General features: G+C 72.1%; 14 protein-coding genes. 8 read left to right on the plus strand and 6 right to left on the minus strand.

Going from position 1 to position 16,710, the window contains the following annotated elements; all coding sequences use genetic code 11:
- Positions 1-220: 220 nt before the first annotated feature.
- On the minus strand, positions 221-931 hold the full coding sequence (locus ACILSK_RS07355) for an alpha-ketoglutarate-dependent dioxygenase AlkB (RefSeq protein WP_395726496.1): 711 nt from the start codon (positions 929-931) through the stop codon (positions 221-223).
- 85 nt (positions 932-1,016) lie between these two features.
- Between ACILSK_RS07355 and ACILSK_RS07360 the strand changes: the two genes are divergently transcribed.
- Entirely contained in the window at positions 1,017-2,138 is a 1,122-nt protein-coding gene (locus ACILSK_RS07360; protein WP_395726497.1) for a trans-sulfuration enzyme family protein, read from the plus strand.
- 25 nt (positions 2,139-2,163) lie between these two features.
- Here the strand turns inward: ACILSK_RS07360 and ACILSK_RS07365 are convergent, their stop codons facing one another.
- From ACILSK_RS07365 to ACILSK_RS07375, 3 genes are all read right to left on the minus strand, one after another.
- Positions 2,164-2,892, minus strand: coding sequence for a hypothetical protein (locus tag ACILSK_RS07365; RefSeq protein ID WP_395726498.1), 729 nt, complete (start codon positions 2,890-2,892; stop codon positions 2,164-2,166).
- Positions 2,893-3,160: 268 nt separating this feature from the next.
- On the minus strand, positions 3,161-4,162 hold the full coding sequence (locus ACILSK_RS07370) for a LacI family DNA-binding transcriptional regulator (RefSeq protein WP_395726499.1): 1,002 nt from the start codon (positions 4,160-4,162) through the stop codon (positions 3,161-3,163).
- Between the two features lie 64 nt (positions 4,163-4,226).
- Positions 4,227-5,708: a mannitol dehydrogenase family protein gene (locus tag ACILSK_RS07375; RefSeq protein ID WP_395726500.1), complete on the minus strand. Its 1,482-nt coding sequence runs from the start codon at positions 5,706-5,708 to the stop codon at positions 4,227-4,229.
- A 346-nt stretch (positions 5,709-6,054) separates the two neighbouring features.
- On the opposite strand from ACILSK_RS07375, the gene ACILSK_RS07380 reads away from it, so the two are divergent.
- Together ACILSK_RS07380 and ACILSK_RS07385 are read left to right on the plus strand one after the other, a co-directional pair.
- Positions 6,055-6,783 carry an SDR family oxidoreductase gene (locus tag ACILSK_RS07380; RefSeq protein ID WP_395726501.1) on the plus strand — a complete coding sequence of 243 codons (729 nt, stop codon included), beginning with the start codon at positions 6,055-6,057 and terminating at the stop codon, positions 6,781-6,783.
- A gap of 49 nt (positions 6,784-6,832) precedes the next feature.
- Positions 6,833-7,834 carry a LacI family DNA-binding transcriptional regulator gene (locus ACILSK_RS07385; protein WP_395726502.1) on the plus strand — a complete coding sequence of 334 codons (1,002 nt, stop codon included), beginning with the start codon at positions 6,833-6,835 and terminating at the stop codon, positions 7,832-7,834.
- On the opposite strand, the gene ACILSK_RS07390 is transcribed toward ACILSK_RS07385, so the two are convergent.
- Together ACILSK_RS07390 and ACILSK_RS07395 are read right to left on the minus strand one after the other, a co-directional pair.
- Complete coding sequence (locus ACILSK_RS07390; protein ID WP_395726503.1) at positions 7,803-8,903, minus strand: DUF4432 family protein; 1,101 nt, start codon at positions 8,901-8,903, stop codon at positions 7,803-7,805. The two genes, ACILSK_RS07385 and ACILSK_RS07390, sit on opposite strands and share 32 nt — an antisense overlap.
- A complete protein-coding gene (locus tag ACILSK_RS07395) occupies positions 8,900-10,963 on the minus strand; it encodes a PfkB family carbohydrate kinase (protein WP_395726504.1) in 2,064 nt (687 codons plus the stop codon). The genes ACILSK_RS07390 and ACILSK_RS07395 overlap by 4 nt, the downstream gene beginning before the upstream one ends.
- Before the next feature lie 156 nt (positions 10,964-11,119).
- Between ACILSK_RS07395 and ACILSK_RS07400 the strand changes: the two genes are divergently transcribed.
- From ACILSK_RS07400 to ACILSK_RS07420, 5 genes are all read left to right on the plus strand, one after another.
- A complete protein-coding gene (locus tag ACILSK_RS07400; RefSeq protein ID WP_395726505.1) occupies positions 11,120-11,965 on the plus strand; it encodes a class I fructose-bisphosphate aldolase in 846 nt (281 codons plus the stop codon).
- Entirely contained in the window at positions 11,962-13,131 is a 1,170-nt protein-coding gene (locus ACILSK_RS07405) for a Gfo/Idh/MocA family protein (RefSeq protein WP_395726506.1), read from the plus strand. Before ACILSK_RS07400 ends, ACILSK_RS07405 begins: the two co-directional genes overlap by 4 nt.
- A 348-nt stretch (positions 13,132-13,479) precedes the next feature.
- Complete coding sequence (locus ACILSK_RS07410) at positions 13,480-14,241, plus strand: ATP-binding cassette domain-containing protein (RefSeq protein WP_395726507.1); 762 nt, start codon at positions 13,480-13,482, stop codon at positions 14,239-14,241.
- Entirely contained in the window at positions 14,238-15,344 is a 1,107-nt protein-coding gene (locus ACILSK_RS07415) for an ABC transporter permease (RefSeq protein WP_395726508.1), read from the plus strand. Before ACILSK_RS07410 ends, ACILSK_RS07415 begins: the two co-directional genes overlap by 4 nt.
- Before the next feature lie 133 nt (positions 15,345-15,477).
- Entirely contained in the window at positions 15,478-16,524 is a 1,047-nt protein-coding gene (locus ACILSK_RS07420; RefSeq protein WP_395726509.1) for an ABC transporter substrate-binding protein, read from the plus strand.
- Positions 16,525-16,710 lie beyond the last annotated feature (186 nt).

A 16,710-nucleotide genomic window follows, 5' to 3' on the forward strand; every position in this document is an offset into this window, starting at 1 on the left:
CCGGAGCGTCGGGGCCAGCGGTCACATCGCCGACCGGTGACCTATTGTGCCGGGTCACCTCGGCCGATCGGGCTACGTTTCGGTGACGGCGTGGGTCAGCGCCGGCCCTCGTCCCGGTCGACCTTGCGCCGGGCCAGCGTGGCGACGATCTTGTCGATCCACCCCATGACGGTTTTCATCTCGCACTCCTCTCGTTTCCTCCAGCGTGCCACCGCCGGCGTCAGGCGACCCCGATCGGCCGGAACTGGATGCTGACCCGCGGGCCGACCGGTTTCGCCGTCTTGGGCACCGCATGTTCCCAGGTGCGTTGGCAGCTGCCGCCCATCACCACGAGGTCGCCGTGGCCGAGGTGGAACCGGCGGCCCCGGACACTCGAATGGCCCCTGGGGTGGCGGGGTCGCAGGCTCAGGGTGCGGGCGCTGCCGACGGACAGGATGGCGACCATGGTGTCGCTGTGGGCACCCCGACCGATCCGATCGCCGTGCCAGGCCACGCTGTCGGCGCCGTCCCGGTAGAGGCAGAGCCCCGCGGTGACGAACCGGTCGTCCGGCGCCGGGTGGTAATGCCGGTTGAGGGCGGCCCGCGCCTCGTCCAGAACCGGATGGGGGAACGGCGCGGCACCGGAGTACCAGGACAGCAGCCGGGGCACGACGACCTGACGGTCGTACATCTGCCGTTCCTCGGCCCGCCACGGCACGTCGCGCAGCAACGCGTCAAGGACCTGCTCGGACCCGGTCAACCACCCCGGGCGGTGATCGACCCACGCACCGTCCGACAGTTCGGTCCGGGTCAGCGCGTCCAGCGGCCCCAGAGCCGGCCCCCCGTTCGGCCCGACGACACCGGCCGCCGGGTCGGAACCGGCGTCGGAACCGGCGTCGGCCACGGTGTCGAAGAGCTCGTCGAACATCGAGGGCTGATGGAACACCGTCATGGCGCCCATCCTACATTTGCTCGAACATCTGTCCAAGGGTCATCCGGTCGGTGTCGTGATTGACCGAGCCGGTTGACTGGACCGCATGACGGACGACACCGACCTGCGGTTCGAGACCCTGGCCATCACCGCGGGGCGACCGTCCGCCTACCCGGGCAACCCGCTCAGCACGCCGATCGTGCTCGCGTCGAACTTCCGGGCCGACGGCGCGGTGGAGTACGCCCGGGACGGCGGCACCGATACCTGGCAGGCGTTGGAGGCGGCGGTCGGCGTGCTGGAGGGCGGCGACGCGATCGCGTTCGCCTCGGGCATGGCCGCCGCCGCGGCGATTCTGGAGTCGTTGCCGACCGGCGCGTCGGTCGTGGTGCCGGCCGATTGCTACGCCGGGGTGCGGACGCTGCTCAACGACGGTGCCGCGCACGGCCGGTGGAAGGTCAGTGCCGTCGACATCGCCGACACCGCGGCCACCGAGCAGGCGGCCTGGGCCGCGGATCTGCTGTGGCTGGAGTCGCCGACCAACCCGCTGATCGACGTCGCCGACCTGCCCCGGCTGTGCTCGTTCGGCCGAGATCGGGGGGCCATGGTGGTGGTCGACAACACCTTCGCCACCCCGCTGCTGCAGCGACCGCTGTCCTGGGGCGCCGACTACGTGGTGCACAGCGCGACCAAATTCATCGGCGGTCACTCCGACCTGCTGATGGGGGTGGTCGTCGGGCGGGACCCGGCGACGTCCGCACCGATCCGGCGCCGTCGCCAGCTCGCCGGGGGAACGCCGGGCGCGCTGGAGTCCTACCTGGCCCTGCGCGGGCTGCGCACGTTGCCGATTCGACTCGAACGCTCCCAGGCCTCGGCCGGGGTGCTGGCCGAGCGCCTGGCCGCCCATCCCGGAGTGTCCCGCGTCCGGTACCCGGGACTGGCGACCGACCCGGGCCATGCCCGGGCGGCGGCCCAGATGGCCGGGTTCGGTTCGATGCTGGCGTTCGAGGTCGCCGGTGGTGCGGCGGCGGCCGACGCGGCCTGTGCCGGCGTGCGCGTGGTGGTGGCCGCCACGTCGCTCGGCGGGGTGGAGACGACCATCGAACGACGCGCGAAACTGCCCGGGCAGGAGCACATCCCGCCCGGGCTGATTCGGATGAGTGTCGGGGTCGAACACGTCGAGGACCTGTGGGCCGACCTGGACCGGGCGTTGCGCGGCGCGACCGGCTGACCGCCGGTTCGGTCCGGGGCCGCGTTTACTGCCGCCGGGATCGACGGGCGCCGACCACGATCAGGGACACGCCGCCGACCAGCAGGAACGAGCCGACCCCGATCAGCAGGATCCACAGGCCGGTGGAGTCGGGCAGCCCGGCACCGACCGAGGCGGTGGTCAGCAGGCCCGGCGAGCCGTCGGCGTTCAACACGACGATCTCGAAGTCGCCGTCCTGGATCGGCCAGGTGACCTCGGCCCGGCTCGCCCGGTCGTCGCCGGATTGCGCGGCGGCCACCCAGAAGTCCTGCACATCCGGCGCCGCAGCCCGGGCGGCCCCGTCGTCGCGGGTGGTGTCCAGCCGGAACGGAACGGTCTCCACGTCGGTCACCCGGTCGATGCCGACCCCGTCCAGGTAGCGCTCGACGTCGGCCGTGCGGCCGACGCCGACGAACACCGCTGTGCCGTCCAAGTTCTGCGCGGTCACCTGGAGGGTCGGCTGCCCGGTCAGGAAGCGGAAGCCGTCGACCGTGTGGATGGTGCCGAGGTCCGCGACCACGGCCGCCGACGACGTCGTGACGATGTGATTGCCCGAGGCGACGGCGTGCCCGTCGCCGAAGACCGCGAGCAGCGCGGCGCCCGAGATCCCGGTGAAGAAGCCGGAAACGGCCAGCACCGCGCCGATCACGATGGCGACGATGCGGCCACCGGTCCGGGCCCGGCCAGCCGGTGGTGGGGTGGAGACGGGGACCGTGGTGGTGTCGGTGATGGACATGGTGGCTCCTCGGTGCCTGTTCCGGAGTGTCTCCCCGGGAACTGGCCCAACCGTAGGAATTCCGGTCCGGGCCGGTCAGGGCGTCGGCCGCCGGCTTGCGCGGGGTCGATCCCCGGCTCGCCGGGGTGGTCCCGGCGACCGGGTGGGGTCAACCCACCCCCGGCGTGCGGTCGGCCCACCCGCCGCGGGCCGGGTTGCTCAGCGAGCGGCGGCCCCGAGGGCAGGCAACCCGTCGATGCTGAGCGCGTTCTTCTCGGCCGACCCGGTGTCAGATGCCCGGCCGGAGACGCTCGGAGCCGCGCAGCATCAGGCTGGTCGGCAGCACGACGGTGCGGAAGGGCGAGTCGTCCCCGGCCAGCCGGGCCAGCACCAGGCCGGCCGCGGCCCGGCCCATGGCCGCGATGTCCTGGGTGACCACCGAGATCGGCGGGTTGACCAGCGCGGCCGCCTCGAATTCGTCGAAACCGACCAGCGGCAGAAAGGTCTCGCCCAATCGGAACGCGCGCAGCGCACCGAAGGCCGCGCGGTTGTTGGCCGCGAACACCGCGTCGGCGTGGCCGCGCCCGAGCAGGTCCAGCACGACCCGCATCGCCTCGTCGGTGGTGTGCGCGGTGTCGACGACCACGGCGTCGTCCAGGCGCAGGCCACGCTCCTCGATGGCCCGCCGGTACCCGGCGAGCCGCTCCCCCATGGTGAAGATCTCCACCGAGTCCCCGACGAACGCGATCGACCGGGCACCGGCGTCCAGCAAGGCTCGGGTGGCCGCGTGGGCGCCGCCGGCGTTGTCGGCCAGCACCGTGTCGGCGGCGAAGTCGGCCGGCCGGTCGACGAACACCAGCGGCGGCAACGGCGGCGGGATCTGCGCCCACGTCCGGCCGGGCGAGCGGGGCGGCACGTCGATGATCGCGTCCACCTGCTGCTCCAGCAGCCGGTCGACCAGCCGGTCATGCCGCTGCCCGTTGTCCTCGGAACTGGCGATGATCAGCATGTAACCCGACTCCGCGGCGCCCAACTCGATCGCCCTGGCCAGCGCGGCGAAGTACGGGTTCGACAGGTCGCTGATGATCAGCCCGATCATCTTGGCGCTCTGCCCCGGCCGGATCCGGGCCGCCGCCATGTTGCGCCGGTAGCCCAGTTCGTCGATCGCCAGCCGGATCCGCTCGGCGAAGTCGGGCCCGATGGTGGGGTCGCCGTTGACGTACCGGGACACGGTCTTGAGGGCGACCCCGGCCTGCCGGGCCACGTCGTTCATCGTGGGCTTGCGCTGCACAGGCCTCTCCGCACCGGCTGTCGGGACCGGTCTACCGGGTGGGTCAGATGGTAGTGCCCTGAGCTCAGGTCAGCGTGGCCACCGCCGCGGCGCGGGCGCCGCGGTCGGCCAGGTCGGCCCGGGCGGTCACGAACGTCCGCCGGAACAACGGATCTCGACCAAGGTCGCCGAACACCTCCGGCTGGTCCAGGAACGCTCCCGGGGTCTGCCGTTCGGCGAGCACGGCCGCCTGCAGCCCGGCGTGGCGCCGGTCCGGGGAGGTCGCGAGCGGCGCGCCTGCGTCGGTGATCCCCTCGAGGTACCTGCTCCAGGCCGCCACGGCCAGGGTGGCCCGGCGGATGTCGCCGCCCGCGGCCAGCCGGGCCCGCAGCACCGGCAGCACGAACGTGGGCACCCGGACCGAGGCGTCGACCGCCTGCCGGGCCAGCGTGTCCAGGATGGCCTCGCTGCCGAACCGCTCGATCAACGAGCGGCAGTAGGCGGTCAGATCGACGCCCGGCACCGGGTCGAGCGTCGGGATGGCCTCGGCGTGCAGGTAGCCGAGCAGGAACTCGGCGAACTCGGGGTCCCGGCAGAACTCGTGCACATAGGTCAAGCCGGCCAGCGCGCCGAGATAGCCCATCACCTGATGGGAGGCGTTGAGCAGGCGCAGCTTCATCTTCTCGTACGGGGCCACGTCCGGGACGATCTGCACGCCGACCTGTTCCAGGGCCGGGCGGCCGGCACTGAACCGGTCCTCGATCACCCACTGGCGAAACGCCTCGGACCGCACCGGCCAGGCGTCGGTGACGCCGTACCCGGCCACCGCTTCCCGGACGGTGTCCGTGGTGATCGGGGTGATCCGGTCGACCATCGAGTGGGGGAAGGCAACCTCGGCGTCGATCCAGTCGGCGAGCTCGGAATCCCGGGACCGGGCGAACGCGGTGATCGCGGCCCGGGTGACGGCGCCGTTGTGCTGGATGTTGTCGCAGCACAGGACGGTGAACGGAGCGGTGCCGGCGGCCCGCCGCGCGGCCAGCGCCGCGACGATCAGCCCGAACACACTGCGCGGCGGCGACTGCCCGGCCAGGTCGGCCAGCGTCAGCGGATCGGCCGGCTCGAAATTCCCGGTGGCGTCGTTGATCCCGTACCCGCCTTCGGTGATGGTGAGCGAGACGATGCGGGTGGCCGGATCGGTCATCCGGTCGATCACCGCCTGCGGATCGTCCGGGGCGTGCAGGTGGGCGACGTGCGAGCCGACCACCCGGGCGGTGGTCGTGCCGGCGCCGTCGACGGTCAGCAACGTGTAGAGGCCGTCCTGGGCGGCCAGCACGTCCCGGATCGCGCTGTCCTGCGGCAGGACGCCGACCCCGCAGATGCCCCAGGTCGGGTCGCCGGCCGCGAGCACGTCGTCGACGTACACCGCCTGGTGCGCCCGATGGAAGGCCCCGACTCCGATGTGCACGATCCCGACGGTCACGGCGGCCCGGTCGTAGCCGGGAACGGCGACCCGTGGGTCGAGAGCGGCCAGGGCGTCGGCAGTGAGCTCGGCGGTGAGCGGTGGCATCGGGACTCCGGGGGCGAGAGCCGCGGACCGGACGGGCCCGGGACGCGAGGAGGGCGAGGAGGGTCGCCTCGCCGGCGGCGCGACGACGCGGAACATCGTGCGGTCACGGACGGGCCGCTTGATCTACGGCCACGATAGGAGATGCGTGTCACGCGTGTCAAGAGATACGGAACGGCCGCCCGGGTCGTCCGGCGCCGCCTCCGAGTGTCGGAAAGACACGCGTGACATGAAGCCCACGGGCCGCTAGGCTGATCCGACCGCACGCGGGCCCGACCACCGGCCGCGGCCGCCATGGCGTCCCCGAACAATTGCCCCGCCAGCACATTTCAACCCATTGGGAGCTCTCATGACCGACTTCGACGGGCGCACGATCCTGGTCACCGGCGCCGCCGGCGGCATCGGCGGCGCCGTGGTCCGCCAGCTGACGGCGGCCGGTGCCCAGGTCATCGCGGCCGGCCGCGAGGCGGCCGGCCTCGAGGCTATCGCCACCGAGACCGGCTCCCGGACAGTTGTTTTCGACGTCACCGAGGAAGGCAACGTGCGGGATGCGCTGGACGGGCTGGACCTGTACGGGGTCGTCAACTGCGCCGGCTTCGGCGGCGAGATCGCCACCCCAATGGACACCGACATCTCCGTGTTCGACAAGGTCATCAGCACCAATGCGCGGGGAGCGTTGCTGGTCACCAAGTACACCTCGCGGTCGATGATCCGGCTGGGTCGCGGCGGTTCGATCGTCAACGTCTCCAGCCAGGCGAGCCTGGTCGCGCTGGCCGGGCACATCTCGTACGGCTCGTCGAAAGCGGCGCTGGACAACATCACCCGGGTGTCCGCGCTCGAGCTGGGCCGGTACGACATCCGGGTGAACAGCGTGAACCCGACCGTGGTGATGACCCCGATGTCGGCCTGGTACTGGGGCCGGGAGGACGTCGGCGGGCCGTTCCTGGACGCCATGCCGCTGCACCGGTGGGCCACCGAGGACGAGATCGCCGCCCCCATCGTGTTCCTGCTCGGCGACGGGGCGTCGATGATCTCCGGCGTCAGCCTGCCCATCGACGGCGGCTTCACCTGCCGCTGAACGACCGGCGGGCGGACAGCAGCGCGGACTGATGGAGAGGGGCGCGGTCATGGCGACCATGCGGGACGTGGCCGCCCGGGCCGGGGTCAGCGCCAAGACCGTGTCCCGGGTGTTCAACCAGGATCCGCATGTCAGTGACGCTACCCGGCAACGGGTTTCGGCCGCGCTGGACGAGCTGAACTACGTGCCCAACGCGATCCCGACCACCCTGCGCAACGGGCGGGCCCCGGTGATCGGGGTGGCCGTGCCGGACATCGTCGACCCGTTCTTCGCCCAGCTGGCCCGGGCCGCCGAGCGGCACGCCGCCCGGCGGGGCATGTCGGTGATCATCGCCAGCCTGGGCAGTGCCGAGCGGGAGCCGGAGGTGGTGCAGGCGATGCTCCGGCAGGCGCTGACCGGCCTGATCATCGCCCCGATCGGCGACGACCATGGGTACCTGCGGGCCTGGGTCGACCGGATCCCGGTGATCTTCGCCGACCGGCCACCGGTGGGCCTGACCGCCGACCTGTTCGTCGCCGACGACCAGCGGGGGGCCCACCTGGCCACCACCCACCTGGCCGACCACGGCCACACCCGGATCGCTTTCCTGGGCGACACTCTCGCTCTGTCGACGACCCGGGACCGGCTCGCCGGGTACCGCCGGGCGATCGACGACGCCGGGCTCGCCCTCGACGAGCGGCTGATCGTGCTGGGGGCGACGGACCGGGCCGGCGCGGCCGGCGCGGTCGCCACGCTGTACCGGCTCGACGACCGGCCCACCGCCCTGTTCTGCACCAACGCGCGCGCCGCCGTCGGGCTCGTCCCGGTGTTGCGGTCCCGGGCCATGGCGGTCACCACCTTCGGCGACTTCCCGCTGGCCGACCTGTTGCGCCCCTCGCTGACCGTCATCGACCAGCATCCGGACCGGATGGGCGAGCTGGCCGCGCAACGCATCTCCGATCGCCTGCACCAGCCACGAGGTCGCTGGCCGCGGCGCACCGTCGTGCCGGTGGAACTGGTCGAGCGTGAGTCGTGCCGGGTCACCACCACCCCGGGCGTCCCGGTGCGCTGACCGTGATTCGCAACTCGTGCCGGCGCACCCCGCCGACCGGCACCAGCGGGGCGCCCGCGCCGGGCCGCGACCGGTCCGGGCCGAACAGCGGTGCACTGGCCGGTTCGATGCCCAGCGCCCAACGGCGGCGGGTCGGCAGCGTCCACTGGTAGGCGTACGGCAGGGTGTCCGCCGACCACGCCAGCTCGACCGACGGGCCGTCCGGCGCGGTGACCAGTACGCGGACCAGGCCGTCCGGGTCGACCAGCGGATCGTGGTGGGCGACGACGGACTCGGTGATCTCGTCCGTCGGCCCGGGCATGGTCGACGGGTCGGGCACCGCCGGGCACGGCTCCCGCTCGACCCGACGGGTGCCCGGCCACCGGATCGTGGTGCCGGGGAGCAGAACCGGGGCCCCCAGGTTCAGGTGGTAGAGCAGCGCCGCCGGGAAGGCCCCCGGGCCGTCGTTGGACAGGTCGTCCACCACCCGCAGGACGGCGGCGCCGTCAGAATCGACACTCGACTCGATCACCCGCTCCACCCGCGCGCTCGGCCCGAAAACAGCGGCGTACTCGATGGTTCCGGCCATTCGGGCGAAGGGCACGCCGTCCCGGACGCCGGCGCACCGCTCCAGCAGGCGGCCCGGGCGGTGGTGGTGGCTGCCGTGCAGCCCGGCCCGGCCGGTGGCCGGGCCGATGTTCTCCGGCCCGCAGGTCACCAGCAGGCCCCCGACGAACCGGTCCAACCAGGCATCGCCGGCGGGCACGTCCAGCGCCCGGTGATCGGCCACCGGCGAGACCCAGGACAGCGGCCAGCCGCCGACGGTGACCCGGCCGATGTCGAACCCGCGGTCCGGGAGCACCTCCAAGTCCAGGCCGCCGGCCACCCGGGCCCGGATCGTCCGTCCATCCGGGCCGTCGTGCTCGGTGACGGCGGCGATCGCGTCGGTCCGGGCCAGCAGCCCCTGGGCCAACAGGTCCGCCGCGCCCGGCGGACGGCCCGGCCGCCGCGGCGACCCGGCCCCGGGCCCGGCCGGTGGGAGGACCGGGGGCAGCGGGAGGGGCATCGGCGGGCCGGGCGAGGCGGTCACGATCGTTCACCGGCCGCGGGCGGGCGGGCCTGCAGCAGCCGGCCGGTGCCGTCCACGGTCCGCTCGGTGCACCCGGCGGGGAGCAGGACGGTGCGGCCGGCCGGCAGCGACACCGGGCCGGCGGGGCCCAGCAGCCGTAGGGGCCCGTCGAGCACCACGAGCACGGCGAACCCGTCACCCAGCTCCGTCGGGCCGGCCACGTCGATGCGCTCCAGCCGGAAGTACTCGTCCGCGGCCGCCGGGAGGCCGGCCGCGGTGTCGTCCGCGCGCACGATCAGGGCGTCGATCTGCGCGGCGGTCCGTCCGGCTCGCTCGACCGCCAGCAGGGCCTTGTCGAAGCCGAGACCCAGGTGTCCGTCCACGGTTCCGTCCAGGTCGAAGTCCCGCCACTCGAGCAGGATCGACAGATCCTCGGGCTCCTGGACCTCGGTGAGCAGCACCCCCGAGCCGATCGCGTGCAGCACCCCGGGTGGCACGTAGACCCGATCGCCCGGGGCCACCGGGACCCGGTGCAGCAGGTCGAGCAGTGTCTCGCTGTCCTGTCGATCGACCAGCTCGCGCAGCTCGGTGAACTCGACGTCGCGCCGCAGGCCCAGGTAGACATCGCCGCCGGTCATGATCGACCACGCCTCGGCCTTGCCGTGCGCCGCACCCAGCTCGGCCAGGGCGAACGCGCCGTCCGGATGGGCGTGCACCGGCAGCCGCTGGCCCGCGTCGAGCAGCTTGACCAGCAGCTTGGTGTCGACGCCGAACCGGTTCAGGTGCGCCTGGCCCAGCCAGTAGCGAGGGTCGGCGGCGATCGCCGCGGCCAGGTCGGTGCCGTCCGGCAGCACGGTGCGGCCGGTCGGGTCCTGCCCCCGCACGCAGGTGGTGGAGCCGACCCAGTCCTCCGGGGTGTTCGGCGGCGCCGCCGGGTCGCGGCGGAAGTCCGAGATCCGGCGGCCGCCGCGGTAGAACCGGTCGCGCGGTTGGTTGGCCGGCAGCACGATCGGGCCGGTGAACCGGTCCCGGCCGGCCGGCACCAGGACCGCCGCCGCGGCCGGCACCCGAGCCACCACCTCGACCGGGGTGGCCGGCCGACCGGCCACCGCGGCCGCCGCCGCGCCGACGGCCACCTGCGCCGCCGCCCGCGGGTCGGCCCCGCCGGCCAGTGCCGTCAGCAACCCGGCGGTGCAGGCGTCGCCGGCGCCGTTGGTGGTCACCACCGCGTCAACCACGGCCGGCGCCTGCCAGAGCGCGGCGCCGCCCCAGCGATCGGCCAGCGGACGCAGCACCCGCCCACCCCGCGCGAGCCGGTCGGCGCCGGCCGCCCGCAGCCGCAGCCCACCGGGGCCGGACGACACCGCGGCGACCCCGACCCCCCAGTCGACCAGGCGATCGGCGAGCGCCTCCACCAGCTCCGGCGTGACCGGCTCGGTGATGGCCAGCGCCGAGACCAGGTCGTCGACGCTGGGCGTGATGACGTCGACCAGCGGCAGCAGCCGGCGCAGGATGCCCGCCCAGTCCAGCCGGCCCGCGGGCGAGGCGGGGTCGACCACGGCCAGGTCGACCGACGTGGTCAGCCCGGCCGACCGGGCCCGCCGCAGCAGCGCGACCAGCTGGGCCGCGTCGTCGGCCAGCAGCCCGGGCAGCAGCGACGGGTACCCGACGTGCAGCAGGTCGGCACTCTTGAGATCACCGTCGAGATCGACCGACTCGGAAGTGAAGTCGTCGTTGACCCCGGTGTGGTGCCAGAACGTGCGGTCGGCCCCCGGCGGCTCGAGGACCAGGCTGTAGGAGGTCCCCCGGCCCGGCCGGACGGTCAGCCGGCTGCGCACGCCGGGCAGCTCGGCGACGGCCCGCACGGCGTAGCGGCCGAGTTCGTCGTCCCCGACCAGCGCGCAGGCCAGGACCGGGGCACCCAGCGCACCGAGCGCCCGCGCGGTGTTGGCGACGCAGCCGCCCAGGCCCAGGGACAGCGGGCCGACCTCGATCAACCGGCCGGGGGTGAGGGCGGCCGAGGGGCCAAGAGTGGGCGTGACGTCGACGCAGATGTGCCCGGCGACAGCGATGGAATGCACGGGGTGGTCCTTCCTCGGCGGTGAGGGTGCCGACCGGCACCTGAAACAACGTTGTTCCGGAGTCTAGACAACGTTGTTTCATTCTGGCTACCCTCTTTTCGGACGGCGCCCCACGACCCAGCGGCGCCCTGAACACCAATCTTGGAGACGACAAAGATGTCCCTGTACCGACTCAACCGGCTGTTCAACCCCACCTCCGGGCGCGCGCTGGACGTCGCGGTCGACCACGGGTTCTTCGGCGAGGCGTCGTTCATCAACGGCATCGAAGACATGCCGGCGGTCGTCCGGACCCTCGTCGAGGTCGGCCCGGACGCGGTCCAGCTGACCATCGGCCAGGCCCGCCACCTGCAGTCCGTGCCCGGCAAGGCCAAGCCGTCACTGGTCCTGCGGACCGACGTCGCGAACGTGTACGGCAACCCGCTCGACGAGCACCTGTTCAGCCACCACGTGCCCTTCGCGATCGAGGAGGCCGTGCGGCTGGACGCGGTGGCCGTCTGCGCCAACCTCATGCAGCTGCCCGGCCATCCGGCCATCCGTGACGCGAACATCCGCTCGATCATGGCGCTGCGCGAGCAGGCCACCCGCTACGGCATGCCGCTGATGGTCGAACCCCTGGTCATGCAGGACAACGCCACGGCCGGCGGCGGCTACATGGTCGACGGCGACACCGCCAAGGTGGTCACCCTGGTCCGCCAGGCGGTCGAGCTCGGCGCCGACCTGATCAAGGCCGATCCGACCACCGACATCGCCGACTACCGCAAGGTCATCGCCGTGGCCGGCGGTATCCCGGTCCTGGTCCGCGGCGGCGGGCGGGTCGACGACCGCACCCTGCTCGAGCGCACGGTGGCCGTCCTGGACGCCGGCGCCAGCGGAATCGTCTACGGCCGCAACATCATTCAGCACCCGTCCCCGGCCGGCATCACCGCCGCACTGATGGCCGTGCTGCACGACGGGCTCGGCGTGGACGCCGCCCTCAAGCTGGTCACGGAGTACAGCAAGTGACCCCGCAGACGGTGAACGTCGCCATCGTCGGCGGCGGGCTGATGGGCCGCGAGATCGCCGCGGCGCTGCAGCGCTGGCCGGCGCTGATCGACCACCCGGTGCGGCCCCGGCTGACCGCGGTGTGTGACGTCAACCCGGCCGCGATGACCTGGTTCGACCAGATCGACACCGTCACCACCACGGTGACCGACTACCGCGACCTGCTGGCCGACCCGTCGATCGACGTGCTGTACGTGGCCGTCCGGCACGATCTGCACGAGCAGATCTACACCGACGTGATCAACGCCGGCAAGGACCTGCTGGCCGAGAAGCCCTTCGGCATCGACGGTGCCGCCGCGCAGGCCATCATGGCCGCGATCGGGGCCCACCCGGAGAGCTTCGTCCGCTGCTCCAGCGAGCTGCCGTTCTTCCCGGGCGCGCAGTGGGCGGCCCGGTACGTGCAGTCGGGCGCGCTCGGCCAGATCATCGAGGCGCGCAACGCGTTCCTGCACTCCAGCGACCAGGACGTGCACAAGGGCATCAACTGGAAGCGGCAGATCGCCACCTGCGGCGAGGCCGGGGTGCTCAACGACCTGGGCATGCACACCTGGCACCTGCCGCTGCGGCTGGGTTGGGCCCCGGAGCAGGTCTACGGGGTGCTGCAGAACATCGTGCCCACCCGCCCCGGCCCGGACGGCACCCCCGTGGCCTGCGACACCTGGGACAACGCCACCCTGCACAGCCGGAGCCGGCACGAGGGCCAGGAGTTCCCGCTGACCACCCAGACCAAGCGCATCGACCCAGGCCAGAAGAACACCTGGATCTTCGAGGCGATCGGGCTGGACGGCGGGGTCCGCTTCACCACCAAGAACCCCAAGTCGGTCGAGGTCTTCGGGGTGCGCGACATCCCGGGCATCGGCCGGGAGCAGGTGTGGCACCAGCTCGACGTCGGCAGCCAGTCCGTCTGGCCGACCGTCACCGGCGGCATCTTCGAGACCGGTTTCAGCGACTCGATCCTGCAGATGTGGGCGGCCTTCCTGGCCGAGCGGGCCGGCGAGCTGGGCGAGCGGTTCGGCTGTGTCCGCCCGGATGAGGCCGCACTGACGCACGACATCTTCCGTGCGGCAATGACTTCGCAGCGCGACGGCGTCGCAGCGCAAGTCCGCTCCACCACCCGGACCGGCTGACCGCCGGTCCCCCGACCGACCGGACGGGCGACCCTCGGGGGGTCGCCCGTCCGGTTGTCGCCATCTGCCGCCCCGTCGCCGTCGCGGCCCGCGGGGCCACTCGATCGACCCCGCACCCGGGGTTCGGAACCGGTCGAAGAAATCCGCATGACACCCGTGACATGGACCGCCCCGATGCTCTACAGTTCATCTCAACGACGAGCGCCCGGCCGGCTGCCAAGCCCGCGCCGAACGCCTCGCAAATGCTCTCCCCCAAGTCTTTTCGGTTCGTCAACCGGCAGCGGTCGCTGCCTCGGCGGATCCACCCTCCCGGGCTCCGGCCCTACTACCCAAAGGCGGTGTAGTCATATGAGTCCGGTGCTCCAGGCCCGCGGACTGTCCCGAAGCTTCGGCAACGTGCAGGCCCTGAACGACTGCGACTTCGACATCGAGCCGGGCGAGGTCGTCGCTCTGATCGGCGACAACGGCGCCGGCAAGTCCACCCTGGTCAAGGCGCTGTCGGGCAACCTGGCCCTGGACACCGGCCAGATCGAGTTCGACGGCCGGCCGGTCACCATCACCTCGCAGCAGCACGCCTCCGAGTTGGGCATCGAGGTCGTCTACCAGGATCTGGCCCTGGCCCCCCATCTGGATCCGGCGCAGAACGTCTTCCTCGGCCGGGAGATCCCGGCCAAGGGCGTCCTGGGCACGTTCGGCTTCATGGACAACCGGGCGATGCGGCGCCAGGCCAAGGCCGGCTTCGACGAGCTCGGGGCCACCATCCGCTCCATGATCGCCCCGGTCGGTTCGATGTCCGGCGGTCAGCGTCAGTGCATCGCCATCGCGCGGGCCGTGACCTGGGCGAACAAGGTCGTCTTCCTGGACGAGCCGACCGCCGCGCTCGGCGTGGTGCAGACCAAGAACGTCCTGGACACCATCAAGCGGGTCCGGGACAAGGGCATCGCCGTGGTGTTCATCTCGCACTCGATGCCGCACGTCCTCCAGGTCTCGGACCGGGTGCAGGTGCTGCGGCTGGGCCGGCGCATCGCGACCTTCCGCGCCGACCAGACCCACGTGGAAGAACTCGTCGGCGCCATGACCGGCGCTCTGGACCAGAAGGACGCGGCATGAGCTCCGTCAAGAACTCCCCGACCACCTCAGCGGCCAAGCCGGCCGTCGACCTGGGCGAGGACAACGGACCGCTGCTCGCCCGCATCTTCAAGCTGCAGTCCGTGTGGATCCTGTGCGTGCTGATCGGCATCTGCCTGATCTTCTCGCTGGCCGCCGGCAGCAAGTTCTTCGCCTGGTCCAACATCGCGACCATCACCCAGAACGTCTCCATCTGGGCCGTTCTCGGGGTCGGCATGACGTTCGTCATCATCACCTCGGGCATCGACCTGTCGATCGGGTCCGTCCTGGTCTTCTCCTCGGTCGTCTCGGCCAAGGTGATGGAGGCCATCGGCGGTGACGGCGTCGGCGTGGCCCTGGCCGGCATCGTCGCCGCGGTGCTCAGCGGCGTCGCCTGGGGCGTCATCAACGGTGTGCTGATCGCCAAGTCCAAGATCCCGCCACTGATCGTCACCCTCGGCACGTTGTCCATCGCCCTGGGCCTGGCCCAGATCATCACCGGTGGTCTGGACATCCGCGCGGTGCCCGACTCGCTGTCCGACACCATCGGCTACGGTCGCGTCCTGGGCATCCCGATGCTCACCCTCATCGCGTTGATCGTACTGATCATCGGCGGGATCGCTTTGCACAAGACGCGTTTCGGTCGCTACACCTACGCCGTCGGGTCCAACGAGGAGGCCGCCCGCCGGGTCGGTGTCAAGGTCAGCCGGCACCTGATCAAGGTCTACGGGATGACCGGCATGCTCGCCGGGTTCGCCGGCCTGCTGTCGCTGGCCCAGTACAGCACCACCACCATCGCCGGCCAGTCGCTGACCAACCTGAACGTGATCGCCGCGGTCGTCATCGGCGGCACCTCGATCTTCGGCGGCGAGGGCTCCATCTTCGGCACCGTCGTCGGCCTGTTCATCCCGGCCGTGTTGCTCTCCGGCTTCACCATCCTCGGGGTCACCCCCTACTGGCAGACGGTCGCCGTCGGTACGGTGCTGATTGCCGCCGTCTACGTCGACCAGTCGCGGCGGTCCGCCGCCTCCCGGGGGGCCAAGTCCGCGCGGCGCAAGGCCAAGCCGGCCGCCGCGGAGCCGGCGACAACACCGGCCAGCGCTTAACTCTCCCGTCCTGTCAGTTCGGCCCCTCGTTTCCCGTCAGCTCGCCCCTCCCTGCTCCGCCGTGCCCGCGCCGCGTCGCACGGTCCGTTCCCCCACCCCACGTCCCGGGTCATCCCGCCGTGAAAGGAAAGCAATGAAGCGTTCCAAGGTCCTCACCACCACCGCGGTCGGCGCGTTCGCCGTCATGCTCGCGGTGACCGGGTGCTCGTCGTCCAAGCCCGATTCGAGCGCCGGCGGCTCGCCCGCCTCCGCCGCGGCGGCCACGGCCAGTGCGGTGACCGGCTCGGTGGCCGCCCCCACCAAGGCGGGCAAGGACTACAACGTCGCCTTCATCCAGGGTGTGGCCGGTGACGAGTTCTACATCACCATGCAGTGCGGCATCGAGGCCGAGGCGGCCAAGCTGGGCGTCACCGTGAACACCCAGGGCGGGCAGAAGTTCGACCCGACCCTGCAGACCCCGATCCTGGACTCGGTGGTGGCCAGCAAGCCCGACGCCATCCTCATCGCGCCGACCGACGTCACCGCCATGCAGAAGCCGCTGGCGAACGCCGCCGCCGCCGGCATCAAGGTCGTGCTGGTGGACACCACCACCGAGGATCCGTCGTTCGCGGTCTCCCAGGTCTCCTCGGACAACCAGGGCGGCGGCGCCGCGGCGTTCACGGCCATCAAGGACAAGAACCCCAAGGGTGGCAAGGTTCTGGTCATCTCGACCGACCCGGGCATCTCCACCGTCGACGCCCGCGTGAAGGGCTTCGAGGACGCGGTCGGCCAGGACTCCTCGTTCCAGTACCTGGGCGTGCAGTACTCGCACAACGATCCGGCCACCGCCGCTCAGCTGGTGACCGCCGCCCTGCAGAAGGACCCCGACATCGTCGGCATCTTCGCCACCAACATCTTCTCCGCCGAGGGCTCGTCCACCGGTGTCAAGCAGGCCGGCAAGAGCGACCAGATGACGATCGTCGGCTTCGACGCCGGACCGAACCAGGTCAAGGCGCTCAAGGACGGCACCGTGCAGGCGCTCGTCGCCCAGCAGCCCGCCACCATCGGCACCGACGGCCTGGACCAGGCCATCGCCTCGCTGGACGGCGGCACCGTGACCCCGAAGATCCAGACCGGCTTCACCATCATCACGCCGGAGAACGTCGACTCCTCCAACGCGGTCTACCAGTCCTCCTGCTGATCGGCTCGTCGCAGTCCCACCGCGGTACTTCGCGAACGGCCCCGGCAGCGTCACACTGCCGGGGCCCTGTGCGGTTGCTGTGGGTGCCGGGCGCCCGCGGCGGGGCGCGCGGCCGGGACCGCGACCGGGCGCGTGCGACCGGGCGCGTGCGACCGGGCGCGTGCGACCGGGCGCGTGCGACCGGGC

The sequence above is a fragment of the Nakamurella sp. genome (genome assembly GCF_044224575.1).
In the GTDB taxonomy this organism is placed as follows: Bacteria; Actinomycetota; Actinomycetes; order Mycobacteriales; family Nakamurellaceae; genus Nakamurella.